The following is a 15,942-nucleotide window of genomic DNA, read 5'->3' on the forward strand; positions in this document are numbered from 1 at the left end:
CCTGCCCTGCTCCCCCTCGGCCCAAATCACTCGTATCCGGCTCTGGGTAGCCGCGAGCACTATGGGTAATGTCCTCCTCCTGGCTTTTCTGCTTCTCCTCTCAGGGGCCTGCTCCGGAGCGGAAACCGCCATCACGGCTATGGACAACCTGCGCTTGGAGTCCCTGATCGAAGAACAAGGGGATCCGCAAGGCCTCTATCGACTGGCTCAACAACAGCGCTCACGGATGATCACCACCCTGTTGTTGGTGAACAACTTTGTCAACATCGGCATTGCCGCCCTGGCCACCACCATCTCTATTGAGCTGCTGGGATCCCAGTTTGGAGCTTTGGCCGCCACCGTGCCCACCACGATCCTGGTGCTCCTGGTGGGGGAAGTGGCGCCCAAGTCTTTGGCGGTGAGCCATCCGCTGGCAGTGTTCCGCTGGGTGGTGCGGCCTGTCCATGTCCTCTCGGTGCTGCTGCGCCCTTTTACCGCTGCCTCTGAGTGGGTTGTCAGCAGACTGTTCAACCTGTTGGAGCTCTCGCCGCTGACAGCCACCGCTTCCCTCAAGGATTTGGAGCTGTTGATCGATGTGCTGGGGCAGCGAGGGCTACTGGATTGGCAAAAACGGCGCCTGTTTCGCGGGGCGCTGGCGTTGGATTTGCTCCAGGCTGGGGATGTGGCCAAGCCAAGGGTAAAAATGGAGACCATTTCCCACGACAAAACGCTGCAGGATGTGGTGAAGCTCTGCCTGGAGACGGGCTACTCCCGCATCCCCGTGCAGGGGGAATCCAAGGACGAGATCGTCGGCGTCATCCACCTCAAGCAGGCCCTGCGCTACCTGGAGCAAAAGGGCAATGCCGAGGTGACCAAGGCCATGTCCCCGCCTTTTTTTGTGCCCGAGACCAAGCGCGTCAGCCTGCTGCTCAAAGAGATGCTGCGCTCCCGCCAACACCTGGGGATCGTGGTGGATGAGTTTGGCGGCACCACCGGCCTCATTACGCTGGAGGACATTTTGGAAGAGCTGGTGGGGGATATCTACGACGAGAGCGACCTTTCCCCCCTGCTGCTGCAGCGGCAACGACGACAGCGCCTCTTCTCTTCTGGCTCCCCTTGAAGGAGGCCGCTAGCCGGCTTCTGCAGAGTCTTCGTTGGCTTCGGGGGGGAGCTCCACCAAACCCGGATCGGCAGGATAGCGGGCCACAAAAAAGATCCAGAAGCTGTGGATCCCCAGGCCTAGGCCCCACCCGCCCAACAGCGGCAGCAGCCACGGCCAATCCGCCCGATACAGCTGCTGGAAAAACACCAGCCCCGACGCGCTGCAGAGAAAAACAGCCAGATGCGCCGCGTAGGTGTAGCGGTCATCCAGCTTGCGAAACTCAGGATCCCGACGGGAGGGCTTCCGGGGCCAGCGAGGCGGCATGGCAGCAACCCCTCACAACTCAAAACCTTCTCCAGTGTAGAGGGATCCCTTGCCGCCGACATCACCAGGATCCCGGCCGCTACCGCCACCGGCGTTGCCACCACGTCCAGCAGGTTATCCACCCAGGGTACACAGTAGGCAGCAACCTCGAAAAAGGTAGCCACCGCAAAAACCGACAGCGCCTCTTCCGACCCAATCCACTGCAGATCGGGAGCCAACGGCAGATGCCCGGAGCGAGCTGCCAGGTTCATCACCAACAGCGGCACAAAAATGCGAAAGCCGCAGGCAGCGCTGAGGCCCAATCCCAAAAAATTGCCGGTAGGCTGTCCATTTCTGCTCCTCAAGATTGATGGGTGTGACGGGAGTCCTCCCGCCAGCGGCAACTGGGGGGATCCGTTTCGCCTGGCTGGGCGGCAAACTCCAGCGGCCCGTTTTCGGTGTAGAGGTGCAGGTCGAACCAGAAGGTGGATCCCTGTTCCAGCTTGCTTTCCAGGCAGATGCGGGTGTGGTGTTTCTCCAGGATGTTGCGCACGATGGCCAGGCCCAGGCCGGTGCCCTCCAGGGTGTGGACGCGGTTCTCCACCCGGAAAAAGCGGTCGAAGATCCGCTCCTGATCCTCCGGGGCAATGCCGATGCCCGTATCGGCCACCGCCACCCGCACCGCCTGCGGGGATCCATCCGCCTGCACGACCGGGTGGGCATGCACCGTCACCAGCCCTCCCGAGGGCGTGAACTTGAGGGCATTGCCCAAGAGATTGGTCATCACTTGCAGCAGCAGATCGTAGTTGCCCCACACCAGGGGCAGATCCGGATCGACGAACTTGCGCAACTGGATCCCTTTGTCGCGGGCTTGCAGGTGGTGGGTGCGCAGGGTTTGCTCGATCACCGCTGCAATATCGACAGCCTCGAAGTGGTACTGTTTCCCCGACTCCAGACGGGACAAATCCAACACATCGTTGACCAGGCGGGTGAGGCGATCGGTTTCGCGGTTGGCAATTTCCAGATAGTCCAGCCGCTCCTCTGGCGACATCTGCTCGCCGTACTCGTAGAGGGTCTCGATGAAGGACTTGATGCTAAAGAGTGGGGTGCGCAGCTCGTGGCTGATGTTGCTGATGAACTGGGCCTTGGCCTCGTTGAGCTCCACCTCGCGGGTGATGTCCTGCACCGTCATCACGATCCCCTTGAGGTTTTGCCGCCGCGGATCCGACACCGGCGACAGCAGGATGCGGATGACGCGCTTGGTGGGGCCGCTGAGGTTGACGCGAATTTCCTCTGCCTCTTGATCCCCGCGGGCAATTTGCATCAGGGGGCGGGCCAACTGCTGCCGCAGATCCTCGGGCAACAGCTCCGGCAAGGGCTTGCCCAAAACAGGCTCGCCCTCCCAGCCGAACATGCGGGAAGCCGCCGGGTTGAGCAAGAGTACGCGAAACTCAGCGTCCAGCAAAATGGCGGCATCGACGATGGAGAAAACCAAAGTCTCCAGCTTGGCCTTGGCGGCGGCCAGTTCTTCGATGTTCTGCTCCTCGTAGCTCTGCAGCCGCTCCGCCATCTCGTTAAAGCTGTCGATGAGCTGGGCCAGCTCTCCCCCAAAGGGCAGGTCGATGCGCTGCTTGAAGTTGCCCTTGGTGATCTCCTGGACGCCCTTGACCAGTGCTTTGATGGGGTAAGTAATGGTGAGGGCGTTGACCACGGCTCCCAGGATGGCCAGAACCCACACCGCCAAGAACACTCCAATCGCGACCTCCCGCGCCAGTTGCGTCGAGCGCACGAGGGCGGGGTTGGGGTTGATGCCAAGGCCGAGGGTGCCCAAAAAGCGGCCCTGATGATAGATGCCGACAAAAATGTCCGTCACCCGCCCGGCAGGGGTGAGGTGGGCGCGCACCAGCGGCTGACCCTCGGCAGGCGGGCGGTTGTCCGGCAGTTGGATGCGACGGGTAAGGCTGAGGGAGGTTTTCACCTCCTGGTTGGAAAACGGGATCCCGTAGTAGATGTTCCCCTCCGGGTCGGCATAGAGCAAATAGCGAATGCTGCTGGTGCTCTCAAAATATTGCCGCGACAGCTGGGCCACTTCGCCAATGCGATCTTCTGCGATCAGGGGGGCGACATTGGCCGCCAACAGCAGCCCCAGATCCCGGCCAAAGCGGGCTTCGTTAAAGCGCGCATCCTGCTGCACGGTGCTGACGGCCCAGAAGGTGAAGCTGCTCACCACCAGCGAGACCACCAGCGTGGCCACAAAGAGCAACTGGGTCTCCAGGCGCAGCTTTTGTTTCCAGCGAGACCACCAGCGCCGCAGGGATCCCCAAAAGAACCCCCCCCTTGACGGCTCCCCAGTCTCCCCCGGCAAGGGCTGGGGAGGAGAAGCAGCAGCCGCCTCAGGGGATTGGACTTCGGCAAGGGGCTCGGCAGTGCTGACAGGAGACATGAACCCGACGTGACAACCCTGAAGAACACTGTCGCCACCATTCTGGCATGGCTGCCGACAGGGTTAAGAGGGTTCGATTTTCTGCAAAGATTGTTACAAGCAGGGATCCCGAAAGGGCAAGGGGAGATGCCTCTACAGAGGTTGCAGGCCCAGCTTCTCGAGCAAAGCCGCATCGGCAGCCTGGCCCGGATTGGGCGTGGTCAGCAACCTTTCCCCGGTGAAGATGGAGTTGGCCCCCGCCAAGAAGCACAACGCCTGCTCGCTCTCGGACAGGTTTTTTCGCCCTGCCGAGAGCCGGATCTGGGCGGTGGGCAGCAGCAGGCGGGCCGTGGCGATGGTGCGCACCAGCAGCAGCGGATCGGGCGGGGGAAGCTGGCCTAGGGGCGTGCCGGCCACGGGAACCAAAGCGTTGATGGGCACTGAAGTGGGGGGCGGCGTCAGGTTGGCCAGAACGTGCAGCAGGCCGATGCGGTCTTCGTCGCTTTCCCCAAGGCCGACAATGCCGCCACAGCAGATCTGCAGGCCGGCTGCCGCCACATGGGCCAGTGTCTCCAGGCGATCCCGATAGGTGCGCGTCGTGATGATGCGGGGGTAGAACGCCGGCGAGGTGTCCAGATTGTGGTTGTAGGCCGTCAGACCCGCCGCCGCCAATTGCTGCGCCTGGGCAGCCGACACCATCCCCAGGGTGACACAGGCTTCCATCCCCAGCTTGCGCACCAGGCGCACCATCTCCAACACCCGCTCAAACGCCTCCCCTGCCGGGGCCGACCGCCAGGCAGCGCCCATACACAGCCGGGTGGCGCCGGCCCTTTGGGCGGCCATGGCCTGCTGACGCAGCGACTCCAGCGAGATCAAGGGGTAGGTCTCGATCCCTGTCGAGTAGCGGGCGCTTTGGGGGCAATAGGCGCAGTCTTCCGGGCAGCGGCCCGACTTGATGTTGACCAGGGCGCAGAGTTGAACCCGGCCAGGCGGATGGTGCTGCCGATGCACCGTTTGCGCCTCGTACACCAACTGCAGCAGCGGCCGATAGTAGATCTCGCGAACGTACTCTAGAGCAATGGCCATGCCGGCAATGTCCAAAACAAAAGGTTGAAGGGATCCCTAAAAGCTTGCCAGCGCTCTTAGGTTTGGCTATGATACGGAGTCTGTGCCTTGGGAAGGCGAACCCGCCTTGCTTAGAAACCCAACCATGATAACCGCAGAAGCAGTGGCCAAAGGTCCTATCAGCCAATTTCTTAAGCATCACTTTCGCCACTTCAACGCCGCCGCCCTGGTGGATGCCGCCAAGGGCTACGCTGCTCACCTGGAGAAAGGCGGCAAGATGATGGTGACCCTGGCCGGCGCCATGAGCACGGCAGAGCTGGGCCTTTCTCTGGCCGAGATGATTCGGCAGAACAAGGTGCACGCCATCTCCTGCACCGGCGCCAACCTGGAGGAAGACATCTTTAACCTCATCGCCCACGACTTCTACGAGCGGGTGCCCCACTACCGCGATCTCAGCCCGCAGCAGGAGCAGGAGCTGCTGGAGCGGCACCTGAACCGGGTAACCGATACCTGCATTCCCGAAGAAGAGGCGATGCGGCGCCTGGAAAAAGCTCTGCTGGAAGAGTGGACGGCTGCCGATCAGGCGGGGGAGCGCTACTTCCCGCACGAGTTCATCTACCGCATCCTGCGCAGCGGCCGGCTGGAGCCCTACTACCAGATCAATCCGCGGGATTCTTGGGTCTATGCGGCCATGGAGGCCGACTTGCCCATCTACGTACCGGGCTGGGAGGACTCCACCACCGGCAACATGTACGCTGCCCACTGCATCAGCGGCGAGATCCGCCATGTCCATACCGTCCGCACGGGCATCGAGTACATGATCCACCTGGCGGACTGGTACACGCGCACCTCGGCAGAGTGCTCCATCGGCTTCTTCCAAATTGGCGGCGGCATTGCCGGGGATTTTCCCATCTGCGTAGTGCCCATGCTGCACCAAGACCTGGGCCGCAAGGGGATCCCTCTGTGGGGCTATTTCTGCCAGATCAGCGACTCCACCACCAGCTACGGCTCCTACTCGGGGGCGGTGCCCAACGAGAAGATCACCTGGGGCAAGTTAGGGGTCGACACGCCCAAGTTCGTCATCGAGTCGGATGCCACCATCGTGGCGCCTTTGATCTTCGCCTGGGTGCTGGGGTGGTAGGGCTGGCTCAGGGATTGTCCTTATGGTTGGGGCGGGGCCATTGGGAAAGCAGAATCGCCGCTTCCCAGCGGCGCATGTCCTGGGCAATTTGCAAAGGGGTGAGGCCGTAGCCGTCCGGCTCGTCGATCTCAGAGCCATGTTCCAGCAGCAGCCGCACCACTTCAGGGTTGCCCGACCAAGCGGCAAAATGCAGGGCCAAGCCGCCGGCCCCGAAGCAGGCGTTGACGTCAGCCCCTCCCTCCAGCAAGGCTTGGGTGACCTCAGCGTTGCCCAGGCGGGCAGCCTGGTGCAGGGGGCTGGCCCCGCCGCGATCCAACCGGTTGGGATCCGCCCCCGCTGCCAGCAAAAGACGGGCGTTGAGGCCGCTCTCCACGAAAAACAGGGCTGTCTTGCCCCGCTCATCGACAGCGTTGGCGTCTTTCCCCAGCCAGAGAGCCAGTTGCAGCCGCAGCGGGTTGGCTTGGGCCAAGGCTTGTGGATCTTCTGGTAGGGAGTATCCATAGAATCCCAGACCCCCCACTAGCAGGGATCCCAGTCCGACAGCGATTTTTAGGACCTGACCTCGCATAGCCCTATTCCTCAAAGAAAAGGATGGCGAGCCCCTGCCTGGGCAGAGCCTGGGCCGAGAGCAGCAACGGGTTGCTGAGGGCAGGTTGCGGGGCAGCAGCGGGGAAGAGACGCAAAAACTCCTGCAGCGGCACCAGATCGCATTGGGAGTCGGCGGCGGCGACGGTGCGATACATGGTGGGGATGACCAACTTCGGCTGCAGCGCTTCAATGGCCGCCTTGGCCCCAGCAGGATCGTAATTTTTCGGCCCACCCCCCACTGGCACCAGCAACAGGTCGGGACGAGCAAGCAGGATGGACTGCTCCCGCGTAATTGGCTGCAGCGCCCCTCCCAAATGGACAATGTCGATCCCAGCCATGCGCCAGCGCCAACCCACGTTTACGCCAAAGCGAGGGCCACGGGGCATGCGTACTCCTTGCACCCGGATCCCGTCAATCAGATAGTCTCCCGGCTGAAACAGCACCTTGGGGTTGCCGGGCACCACATCCAAAGCCCCTTCATCCAACAAGCGGCTGCTGAGCAACACCAGATCGGCAGCAACTCGTGGGGCAGGATAGCCAGCCGTACAGCCCGCCGGCCGAAACGGGTTGACCAGAAACCGTCGGCCCTCCCCCTCGAACAAAACACAACTGTGGTGCAGCCAAGTCAGTTGCAGCCCCTGCGAGCTGGAGCCGGGAGTGAACTCTATAGACCCTGGGGTTGTTGGCGTTTCCGAACCTTGTGCCGGCGCTGTCTGAGCGCCCGCTTTGCGCCCTCTGGCCAGGTTCACGGCCATCGATCCCAGCAGCCCAGCGCTGGCTTGCAGAAGCTGGCGACGCTTCATGGAGTGGGGATCCCTGATGTAACAACGGCAACGGTTTCCTGAGGTTTCTGCGAAACATTGGGCTGAGCAGCAGTTGAGGCTTTGGCGCTGCGCAGGAAGTTGCTCAACAAGCGCTTGCCCTCTGCAGTCAAGATGCTCTCCGGGTGGAACTGCACGCCCTGAACGTGGGGATAGCGGCGGTGGCGTACCCCCATGATGATCCCATCGCCTGTTTGAGCCGTCACCTCCAGCTCATCAGGACACGTAGAAGGCTCGATCACCAAGCTGTGGTAGCGGGTGGCCGTGAAAGGCTGGCTCAACCCCTCAAACACCCCCACCCCTCGATGGTAAATGAGCGAGGTTTTGCCATGCATCAGCTCAGGTGCGCGCACGATCTGACCACCATAGACCTGGCCAATGCACTGGTGCCCCAGACAAACCCCCAAAATCGGCAGCTCTGGCCCCAGCTCCCGAATCAACTCCAGGGAGATCCCGGCATCTTCCGGCCGCCCTGGCCCAGGAGAGATAACTACAGCTTGCGGCTGCATTCGGCGCAGGTCGTCAACGGAGAGCTGGTCATTGCGAAAAACCTGAAGCTGAGCTCCCAACTCCCCCAGGTACTGCACCAAGTTGTAGGTAAAGCTGTCGTAGTTGTCGATGACGACCAGCACGATAGCATCCGGCAACGGCACCCCATTTTAGCACTTGCTTGAGCTGCTGTTCTTGATCCAAAGAAGCAGAGTAACTGGCGCTTTTTGCAGGGGAGCAGTCGACGCCCCAAGAAAGCTTGTATCCTAGAAGGTACAACCCACAGGAAGCAGTGAATTGGGCGGGTTTCCAGGTTTCCCAATGTTGATTTGGATCCCATGAGTGCGCTTCTCTCCCCGGCAACCGATTTGCTGGACGAGTTGCGGCAGCTTTTCCCCTTCGAGCTGGACGACTTTCAGATCCGAGCCATTCAGGTTCTGGCTGCTGGGGAATCGGTGGTGGTCTGTGCTCCCACGGGATCCGGCAAGACCCTGATCGGAGAGTATGCCATCTATCGGGCCCTATCCCAGGGCAAGCGGGTTTTCTATACAACGCCCCTGAAGGCCCTCTCCAACCAAAAGTTCCGGGATTTTGGCCAGCAATTCGGCCCAGAACAGGTTGGCCTGCTCACCGGCGACATCTCCATCAACCGGGAGGCGCCGATCTTGGTGATGACCACCGAGATCTTCCGCAACATGCTCTATGGCACGCCGCTCTCTCTGGCCGTTCAGAGAGGAGCCTCTGGCGATGGGATGGAACCTTGGGAGGAGGCGGAGGCCCTGAGCCGGGATCCCTTGCAAGACGTGCAGGCGGTGATCCTGGACGAATGCCACTACATGAACGACCAGCAGCGAGGCACCGTCTGGGAAGAGGCGATCATCTACTGCCCTGCCCACATCCAGCTTGTTGCCCTCTCGGCCACGCTGGCCAACAGCGACCAGCTCACCGACTGGATGAACCAGGTGCATGGCCCCACGCGACTGATCGACTCCAGCCATCGCCCGGTGCCGCTGCAATTTCACTTTGCCAATCGCAAAGGGCTGTTCCCCCTGCTGGAACAAACGGAGTCGGGCCAGTGGGTTTGCAATCGCCGCCTAAAAAGCAAACTCCCCAAGTCCGGCCAGTCCTCCTATGGGGGGGTGCCGGATATGGTGCAGGTGGTGGAAAACCTGCGCCAGCGGGACATGTTGCCGGCCATCTATTTCATCTTCAGCCGCAAAGGCTGCGACCTGGCGGTGGCCAGCGTGGGGAACTTGGACTTGATCGCCAGCGAGGCAGAACGGCAGCAGTTGGCCGAGCAGATCGACCGCTTTTGCCGGGAAACGCCGGAAGCCGTGCGTCGGGATCAACTGGATGCCCTCTACCGGGGGATTGCCGCCCACCATGCCGGCATGTTGCCCGCCTGGAAGGGCCTGGTGGAGCACCTCTTTCAGCAGGGGTTGGTGAAGCTGGTCTTCGCCACCGAGACCTTGGCCGCCGGGATCAACATGCCCGCCCGCACGACCGTGATTTCCTCCCTCTCCAAGCGCACCGACGACGGCCATCGCCTCCTGACTGCCTCTGAGTTTATGCAAATGTCGGGCCGGGCCGGACGACGGGGCAAAGATGTGATTGGGCATGTGGTGACCTTGCAATCTCCCTTTGAGGGGGCGCAGGAGGCAGCGCGGCTGGCCACGGCAGGAGCGGATCCCCTGGTGAGCCAGTTTACCCCCACCTATGGCATGGTGCTGAACTTGCTGCAGAAGCACTCTCTGGAGGCGGCCCGGGATCTCATTAACCGCAGCTTTGGCCAGTATTTGCTCTCGCTGCAAAGGTTGCCCGAACAACAGGAGCTCCAGCGCACTCGCGCCGAGCTGGAGGAAATTGACCGCCTCCTGGAGGGGATTTCCGACGAAGATATCGCCCGCTACGAGAAAATGCAGGCGCAACGGCGGGAAGAGCGGCGCATCTTGCGCTACCTGCTCAAACAGCGAGAAGCCGAGCCGGATCCCACCCTGCGCCTATTGGCCTTTCCCCACATCCAAGCCCAAGAGGAGAAAATCCGCGCCCTAGAAGCCCGCATCCGCGTCAACCCTGCCCATAGGGTCGGGAAAAAGCTGCTAGGTTTACAGGAAAAGCGCCAGCGTCTGCTCAAGCGCCTCCAGCACTTGGAGCGCCAGAGTGAGTCTGTGCAGGAGTTGCGCTGGCAGCAATTTATGGCCCTGGTGGGCGTGCTGCAGGAGTTCGACTGTCTGCAAGGGTATCAGCCAACAGTTAGTGGGGAGGTGGTGGCTGCTCTGCGAGGGGATAACGAGCTCTGGCTGGGTCTAGCTCTGCTCTCTGGCGAATGTCTAGGCTGTGCTCCCCATCACTTCGCTGGGGTGATCGCTGCCCTGGTGGCCGAGCCTCCCCGTTCGGGTACCTACAGCCGGCTGCGTACTTCCGGGCTAGTCGAGGATGTGCTGCATGGCTTACGAGGCTTGCGGCGGCAACTGTTCCGCAGCCAGCGGCAACACCAGGTGTTTCACGTGCCGATTGGGTTTGAGCCTGGCTTGGCCGGGATCGTGGAACACTGGGCGCAAGGGATCCCTTGGGAACAGCTAGAGGCCAGCACCAACCTGGATGCTGGGGATATTGTGCGCCTGATTCGCCGCACGCTGGATTTGCTCTCCCAGATTCCCTACATACCCCATCTGCCAGCCGAGTTGCGGGAAAACGCTCGCGAAGCCCAAAAACTGCTGGATCGCTTCCCGGTAAGCGAGCTGATCTGAGCGTAGATTGTAAGGAATCTGCCAGGATTCGGTTGCCCCTGGGAATCCTCTGTTTGGGGAACTGGAAGTGGACAAGACAGGTTGTTTTGTCCGTCCAGCCAATTGCGTAGGGCCCACAGTCTGCTGGCGCAAACGCGATGCTGCTCCGGCGGGAAATGCCGCCGGGCCGAAAATTGCTTCGTTGCCAGAAAGATCGCTTAGAGAAGGATGACGATCTCGATGCAGCGCTGAACGGTGCTCGGCTGTGCTCAGTACCCGGTGTTCCTAGGTCTTTCGGAGCGGATTATGCTCCCGCCTGCCTAAGGTGCGGGCGGCTGTCTATGGGGGGGTCACCACCGAGCGCTTCACCGCAGCCATGGCTTGCTTCCGCGCTGCGCTTTTTCGCTCGAGAGCGGGTGGTGGGGGGCCGAGGCTTTTGTTATCCTGTCGCTTAACGGATGCAAGCACGAGTCCCTAGATTGCTGTGTCAGGGAGATTTGGCTCCATTGGCAGGCTCGGAGAGAGGATGGGATCTGATGTTTACTTGGCTCTGGACGAAACACTTTTCTCGCCTAAACCAGAGGCTGCAAAGCTTGGAGGTGGCCCGCGAGGAAAACCTTCTGTCTCCTGATCTGAGCGCCCAAACTCTGCAGGTGGCCCCTGACTTTTGGGAGCGGCAGCACCAGGCTTTCGTCTACCTGGATAAGCAGATGCGAAAGCTCAGCCGTCGCAGCAAGATTTGGGGCGGGATGGCACTGCTGGCTGTTTTGGCCGATGCTGCTTTGGTGGTTGCCGGCTTGGCGATGCTCCAGTCTTGGCAACAGATGCGGGCCGACCAAAACCTTGCTCGCATTGTCCAACAGGCTGCGGCTGCTGACCCTGTACAGCAAGCCTTTGACAACCTGGTGGCCCAATTGCCGCATATGAACGAGGCAGAGCGGTATCATGCCCTAGAGGCGTTGCAGGCCCTTTCGGCCATCGCCATGGCGGGCCGGGGCTCCTACGGCTACTCTCCTGGCATCTCTGTGTACGGCTCTGTTCCTACAGCTGCGACAACCCCTCTTGAGGCCCAACTGCAAACCATCTATCAGTTGGGTCAAATGCGTGCAGTTGAGGCGGTGCCGGCTTTGCTGACCAAGCTTTCTGACGGCGAACCGGCGGTGCGGGAGGCGGCAGCCCGCGCCCTCGGCCAAATCGGGGATCCGCGCGCCCTGGATCCCTTGCACGCTCTCCTGGCCCACGAGACCAATGAGTTGGTTCAGGACGCAGCCATTGCTGCGATTGCGCAAATGCTGCGCTGAAGAGCAGGTCAAGGACGCGTCGATTCGCTAAAAGTTCGTAGTGGGTGCTGAGGCCAGGGGATGAGAAGCGACAAGTTCGGCAGAGGGGCCAAGCTCGCAGGGATCCTGTGTTGGGTGTGGGGATCCGCCTTGCCGGTTTGGGCGCAGGATCCTTTTCGCAGCGGGGCCAATGCCCGCCCCATCAGCCCTGAGGTGGCTGCGGCGTTTGAGGAGTTTTTCTGCGCAGGCCGCTACACCCAGAGCCGAGAGAAGCTGGAAATAGCCAAGAAAGCTTCCCCCGACGAGCCAATGGTCTATGCCCTGTTGGGGGCGCTGGCCTACCAGGAGGGGGATCTGGATGCTTTTGCCCAGTTGGCCACCCAAACCCGACAAGTGGCTGCCGAGCTGAAAAAGACGGATCCCTTGCGCGGCAACCTGTATGAGGGCGTGGGCTATGGGCTGGAGGCGGCCAACACTGTGGTGCGGGAGGGGGTGGTGATCGGGCTGCCCAAGGCATTGCCCACCCTCAATCAATTGTTTGCGTCCATCCGGGCCGCCCAGGCCGTGGACAGCAGCGACCCAGAGCTGAATCTCCTCAACGGCTATATGGATTTGCTGCTGACCTATCGGGAGAAAGCGTTGAATCAATTTCGCCTGGCAGCGCCTGACTATTTGTCCTACCGCGGCCAAGCCCTGGCCTATCGGGATATGAAACGCTTTGACGAGGCGCTGGAGGCGGTGGAGCGGGCCATTGCTGCTTCCTGCAACAACCCTGAGCTCTACTACCTCAAGGCGCAAATTTTGGTTGCCAAGGGCCAAGACCGGGAGGCAGTTCCCCTTTTCGACCAAGCCCTGCAGGCTGCTGCCCAGTTGCCTGAAGCTTTGGTGGAGCAGATCCAGATGGAACGGGATCGTGCCGCCCAGCGCAGCGGGTTAACCGGCCAGTTGCCTACACCGACTCCCTCCCCCTAACACTAATGGGCCTGCGTATCAGCGGCAAACGAGCGCTGCAGACCCCTGCCGGCCTGGGCACTCGACCCACCCCTGGGCGGGTGAGGCAGGCCCTGTTCAACATCTTGCGGGGGCAGGTGGAGGGCTGTCGCTGGCTGGATCTCTGCTGTGGAGCCGGCACAGTGGGGGCAGAGGCCCTGTGCCATGGGGCGGCCTTTGTGGCCGGGATCGAGATCGCCGCCCCTGCCTGTCGCATCATCCGAGCCAACTGGGCCAAGGTGGCGCAGCCGGGGCAATCTTTCCAGGTCATCCAGGGAGATGCCCGCAAGCTGCTCAGCCGAGGCTTGGGTTTGGATCCCTTTGATTACGTCTACTTTGCTCCCCCCTACGAGGCGGGTCTGTATGCCCCCCTGCTGCCGCTGATCCCGCCCCTCCTCAAGCCAGGCGGAACTTTGATCGTCGAGCACCGCAGCAGCCACGAGCTGCCCGACCAGGTGGGATCCCTGCTGCGCTTTGACCAGCGGGCCTACGGGCAAACAGCGCTGGCTTTCTACCGGCATCTGGGAGAGGAGCGCTAGGGGAAGGGGGTGCTGACGAAGCCGATCTCCAGAAGCTGCTGGTAGGCCTGGGTGCCTAGCTCCCGGGTTGGGGTCTGGCTCTTGATGACCTGAATCAGCCAGGCTACGGCCTCCTCGGGGCGCCCGGCAGCCCGATAGACCACGGCCAGATCGTAGGCAGCCTCATCTCGGGCCTGGGCGGCAACCCGGGCCAGCTCCCGCTGCTCTTCGGAGATGCGGTTTTGGATCCCGGCAAAAGCCCGGGAGAGATCTTGGTGGTAGTTGGAGCGCTGGTTGTAGGCGTTGAACACCTGTTGCAGCAGCTCGATGGCCCGGTCGTAGTTTTGCGCTTGGATGGCGGCATCGGCTTCGGCGGCCAGTTGTTCAGCCCGCAACACGCTGAGGGCATTGTTGGGCTGTTCTAGGGCCCGAAACTGCTGCGGGTTGGGAATGAGCTGCTGGCCAGGGGGCAGCTCTTGAGCCGTGGCCCAGAGAGTCGAGCCGACGCCCAGGACAAGGCCAAGCAACAAGCCGAAAGCCAACCGCGCCCAAGAACGGCGCAGAAAGTTGAGCCCTTGGACAGTGGCGTCTTGGCGCCGACCTTGGCCAATAACAGCGGGACGTCGTCCGAACATTGGCAGGCAGTCCTCAAAACCTCGTTAACCCGTTCTACTTTATCTCACTCTGGGTGCCTCCGCCGCAGCTCAGGGATCCCCTCAGCCAGAAGTTGCTGGGAGGCTGGCTGTTTGGACGGAGTAGAGCTAAGTGGGGGCGGGCTGATTCTCAGAGGAGGTCTTTTCCGGCCTCAGCGGCAAGTTCATAATCAGCTCGTACAGGCGCAGGTATTCCAGCGCCGAGCGCTGCCAACTGAAGTCGGTGGCCATGCCCCGCTTTTGCAGCGCCTGCCAAGTGTCTTTGTGCTGAAAGGCCTCCCAAGCCCGCGCCAAGCAGGTGTAGAAGTCCAGGGCTTCGTAGCGATCAAAGCAGTAGCCCGTACCGATCCCCTTGCTGGGAATGTGATGGCTGACCGTATCCACCAGCCCTCCCGTGCGGCGGGCAATGGGCACACAGCCGTAGCGCATGGCGATCATCTGGCTGATGCCACAGGGCTCAAAGCGGCTGGGCATCAAAAAGACGTCTGCTCCTCCATAGATCAACTGAGCCAGTTGCGGCTGGTAACCCTGTTGATAGGCCATTCTGCCCGGGTGCCGCTCGGCCATCTCCCGGATCCGCCCCTCGTAGTAGGCTTCCCCGCTGCCCAGCAAGACAAATTGTGAATCGCTATAGGCCAAAAAGCGATCCAGGGTTTGGATAAGCAGATCGATCCCCTTTTGTTCCACCAAACGCGCTACCATGCCCATCAAGAACACGTCGGGGTTAACGGTCAAACCCAAGCGAGACTGGAGCGCCGCCTTGTTCACCGCCCGGCCGCTGAGGTCGTCGATGCTGAAGTTGGCCTCGAGAGCGGGATCGGTGCGGGGATCGAACTTCTCGGTGTCGATGCCGTTCAGGATCCCCCGCAGGCGCTCCCCTTTCCAGGCCAGCAGATCCTGGAGGCCCTCTCCATGGAGGCTGGTGCGGATCTCCATGGCGTAGGTGGGCGAAACCGTATTCACTTGGTCGGCGTAGAGGATCCCGGCAGCCATGGTGTTGTGGGCGGAAAAATACCAGGGCAGCCAGGTCATGCGTTCCAGTTGCCAACGCCAAGGCCCCTGATAGGCCAGGTTGTGGATGGTAAAGACGGTGCCGATATCGGGAGCCTGGTGCATCCAGGCCGGGATCATGCCGGTGTGCCAGTCGTGGCAGTGGATGATGTTGGGTTTCCAAGGGTAGTAGGTCCAGGCAAATTCAGCCACGGCGTTGGCAAAAAAAGTAAAGCGCCAGAACTCGTCCTCGCCGTAGTAGATGCGGTGGGGAGCAAAACAATAGTGGCTGACCAAGTAGAGGGGCACATCGGTGCCGGGCAAAACGCTTTCGTAAATATCGGCCACCTGCCCCATGACCTGTTTAGACCAGATGGGATCCTTGGAGCGGGGGTATTGCCCCGGTTCCGGGCCGAACTTGTCCCAGAGAAACCCGTACAGGGGCATGATGATGCGCACATCCTGCCCCAGCTTGCGCAAAACGACGGGCAGGGATCCCACCACATCCGCCATACCCCCCACCTTGGCAATGGGGGCAGCCTCCGCCGCTGCAAACAAAATCCTGGCTTGCACCACAATGCCCTCCGTGTTGCGATGACCCTCGTCCTGCTGAGGCAAGCGGATCCCGGCAAAACCCTTCCCATCCTAAAACACAAGGGATCCCTGTGCCGGCCAAGCTGGGGCAGAGCCTCATCCTGAGAAGTGTTGCAATTTATTAATTTTTCGTAAGATAGAAGGGCGGTGCCGCTCAGAAATGCTGGGGGCGGTGCTGCACTGCATTTTTGGTTGGTTGTCTTTTTCTGGAGAAAATTGTCCTATGACCATCGCAGTAGGGCGCGCGCGCCAGGAGCGAGGATGGTTCGACATCGTCG

15 protein-coding genes are annotated in these 15,942 nt (G+C 61.4%); 6 read left to right on the forward strand and 9 right to left on the reverse strand.

Annotation, left to right across the window (positions count from 1 at the left end):
- Positions 1 to 61 precede the first annotated feature (61 nt).
- Positions 62 to 1,099, forward strand: a complete 1,038-nt coding sequence (locus tag NW848_RS14245) for a hemolysin family protein (RefSeq protein WP_414402512.1) — start codon at positions 62 to 64, stop codon at positions 1,097 to 1,099.
- 9 nt (positions 1,100 to 1,108) lie between these two features.
- Here the strand turns inward: NW848_RS14245 and NW848_RS14250 are convergent, their stop codons facing one another.
- The 4 genes from NW848_RS14250 to bioB form a co-directional block, all read right to left on the reverse strand.
- Positions 1,109 to 1,321 (reverse strand): hypothetical protein, encoded by a 213-nt coding sequence (locus NW848_RS14250; RefSeq protein WP_240531069.1) that lies wholly within the window; start codon positions 1,319 to 1,321, stop codon positions 1,109 to 1,111.
- The gene (locus NW848_RS14255; RefSeq protein WP_414511342.1) at positions 1,219 to 1,707 is read right to left on the reverse strand and encodes a DUF4126 domain-containing protein; all 489 of its coding nucleotides are present in this window, start codon (positions 1,705 to 1,707) and stop codon (positions 1,219 to 1,221) included. The genes NW848_RS14250 and NW848_RS14255 overlap by 103 nt, the downstream gene beginning before the upstream one ends.
- A 38-nt stretch (positions 1,708 to 1,745) precedes the next feature.
- Positions 1,746 to 3,827, reverse strand: coding sequence for an ATP-binding protein (locus NW848_RS14260; RefSeq protein ID WP_414511343.1), 2,082 nt, complete (start codon positions 3,825 to 3,827; stop codon positions 1,746 to 1,748).
- A gap of 132 nt (positions 3,828 to 3,959) precedes the next feature.
- A complete protein-coding gene (gene bioB / locus NW848_RS14265; protein WP_011431441.1) occupies positions 3,960 to 4,892 on the reverse strand; it encodes a biotin synthase BioB in 933 nt (310 codons plus the stop codon).
- A 124-nt stretch (positions 4,893 to 5,016) separates the two neighbouring features.
- Between bioB and NW848_RS14270 the strand changes: the two genes are divergently transcribed.
- Positions 5,017 to 6,012 (forward strand): deoxyhypusine synthase family protein, encoded by a 996-nt coding sequence (locus NW848_RS14270; RefSeq protein ID WP_011431440.1) that lies wholly within the window; start codon positions 5,017 to 5,019, stop codon positions 6,010 to 6,012.
- Positions 6,013 to 6,019: 7 nt separating this feature from the next.
- Here NW848_RS14270 and NW848_RS14275 read toward each other — a convergent pair whose 3' ends face one another.
- Genes NW848_RS14275 through NW848_RS14285 form a run of 3 tightly spaced genes read right to left on the reverse strand, consistent with a single transcriptional unit; the run spans position 6,020 to position 8,053 of the window.
- Positions 6,020 to 6,580, reverse strand: coding sequence for an ankyrin repeat domain-containing protein (locus NW848_RS14275; RefSeq protein ID WP_414402511.1), 561 nt, complete (start codon positions 6,578 to 6,580; stop codon positions 6,020 to 6,022).
- Between the two features lie 4 nt (positions 6,581 to 6,584).
- Positions 6,585 to 7,403, reverse strand: coding sequence for an MBL fold metallo-hydrolase (locus tag NW848_RS14280; RefSeq protein ID WP_414402510.1), 819 nt, complete (start codon positions 7,401 to 7,403; stop codon positions 6,585 to 6,587).
- Positions 7,400 to 8,053 (reverse strand): anthranilate synthase component II, encoded by a 654-nt coding sequence (locus tag NW848_RS14285; protein WP_011433980.1) that lies wholly within the window; start codon positions 8,051 to 8,053, stop codon positions 7,400 to 7,402. Before NW848_RS14285 ends, NW848_RS14280 begins: the two co-directional genes overlap by 4 nt.
- A gap of 195 nt (positions 8,054 to 8,248) precedes the next feature.
- Here NW848_RS14285 and NW848_RS14290 point away from each other — a divergent pair, with 195 nt between their 5' ends.
- The 4 genes from NW848_RS14290 to rsmD all read left to right on the forward strand — a co-directional run bounded on the left by NW848_RS14290 (position 8,249) and on the right by rsmD (position 13,448).
- Positions 8,249 to 10,660 (forward strand): DEAD/DEAH box helicase, encoded by a 2,412-nt coding sequence (locus NW848_RS14290; protein WP_414402509.1) that lies wholly within the window; start codon positions 8,249 to 8,251, stop codon positions 10,658 to 10,660.
- A 515-nt stretch (positions 10,661 to 11,175) separates the two neighbouring features.
- The gene (locus NW848_RS14295) at positions 11,176 to 11,940 is read left to right on the forward strand and encodes a HEAT repeat domain-containing protein (RefSeq protein WP_228375357.1); all 765 of its coding nucleotides are present in this window, start codon (positions 11,176 to 11,178) and stop codon (positions 11,938 to 11,940) included.
- 60 nt (positions 11,941 to 12,000) lie between these two features.
- Complete coding sequence (locus NW848_RS14300) at positions 12,001 to 12,891, forward strand: Sll0314/Alr1548 family TPR repeat-containing protein (RefSeq protein ID WP_414508983.1); 891 nt, start codon at positions 12,001 to 12,003, stop codon at positions 12,889 to 12,891.
- Between the two features lie 5 nt (positions 12,892 to 12,896).
- Positions 12,897 to 13,448: a 16S rRNA (guanine(966)-N(2))-methyltransferase RsmD gene (gene rsmD / locus NW848_RS14305; RefSeq protein ID WP_011431433.1), complete on the forward strand. Its 552-nt coding sequence runs from the start codon at positions 12,897 to 12,899 to the stop codon at positions 13,446 to 13,448.
- On the opposite strand, the gene NW848_RS14310 is transcribed toward rsmD, so the two are convergent.
- Complete coding sequence (locus NW848_RS14310) at positions 13,445 to 14,062, reverse strand: hypothetical protein (protein ID WP_011431432.1); 618 nt, start codon at positions 14,060 to 14,062, stop codon at positions 13,445 to 13,447. The two genes, rsmD and NW848_RS14310, sit on opposite strands and share 4 nt — an antisense overlap.
- 126 nt (positions 14,063 to 14,188) lie before the next feature.
- The gene (gene glgA, locus NW848_RS14315) at positions 14,189 to 15,583 is read right to left on the reverse strand and encodes a glycogen synthase GlgA (protein ID WP_049749844.1); all 1,395 of its coding nucleotides are present in this window, start codon (positions 15,581 to 15,583) and stop codon (positions 14,189 to 14,191) included.
- Positions 15,584 to 15,942: the final 359 nt, after the last annotated feature.

This window comes from Synechococcus sp. RC10A2, from assembly GCF_047502605.1.

What these genes read in the sequence shown, in the direction of transcription:
- NW848_RS14310 (WP_011431432.1), bottom strand. Translation starts at nt 14,062, where the DNA reads ATGTTCGGACGACGTCCCGCTGTTATTGGCCAAGGTCGGCGCCAAGAC.
- NW848_RS14270 (WP_011431440.1), top strand. Translation starts at nt 5,017, where the DNA reads ATGATAACCGCAGAAGCAGTGGCCAAAGGTCCTATCAGCCAATTTCTT.
- NW848_RS14280 (WP_414402510.1), bottom strand. Translation starts at nt 7,403, where the DNA reads ATGAAGCGTCGCCAGCTTCTGCAAGCCAGCGCTGGGCTGCTGGGATCG.
- NW848_RS14295 (WP_228375357.1), top strand. Translation starts at nt 11,176, where the DNA reads ATGTTTACTTGGCTCTGGACGAAACACTTTTCTCGCCTAAACCAGAGG.
- bioB (WP_011431441.1), bottom strand. Translation starts at nt 4,892, where the DNA reads ATGGCCATTGCTCTAGAGTACGTTCGCGAGATCTACTATCGGCCGCTG.
- NW848_RS14260 (WP_414511343.1), bottom strand. Translation starts at nt 3,827, where the DNA reads ATGTCTCCTGTCAGCACTGCCGAGCCCCTTGCCGAAGTCCAATCCCCT.
- glgA (WP_049749844.1), bottom strand. Translation starts at nt 15,583, where the DNA reads ATGGCGGATGTGGTGGGATCCCTGCCCGTCGTTTTGCGCAAGCTGGGG.
- NW848_RS14275 (WP_414402511.1), bottom strand. Translation starts at nt 6,580, where the DNA reads ATGCGAGGTCAGGTCCTAAAAATCGCTGTCGGACTGGGATCCCTGCTA.
- NW848_RS14300 (WP_414508983.1), top strand. Translation starts at nt 12,001, where the DNA reads ATGAGAAGCGACAAGTTCGGCAGAGGGGCCAAGCTCGCAGGGATCCTG.
- NW848_RS14290 (WP_414402509.1), top strand. Translation starts at nt 8,249, where the DNA reads ATGAGTGCGCTTCTCTCCCCGGCAACCGATTTGCTGGACGAGTTGCGG.
- NW848_RS14245 (WP_414402512.1), top strand. Translation starts at nt 62, where the DNA reads ATGGGTAATGTCCTCCTCCTGGCTTTTCTGCTTCTCCTCTCAGGGGCC.
- rsmD (WP_011431433.1), top strand. Translation starts at nt 12,897, where the DNA reads ATGGGCCTGCGTATCAGCGGCAAACGAGCGCTGCAGACCCCTGCCGGC.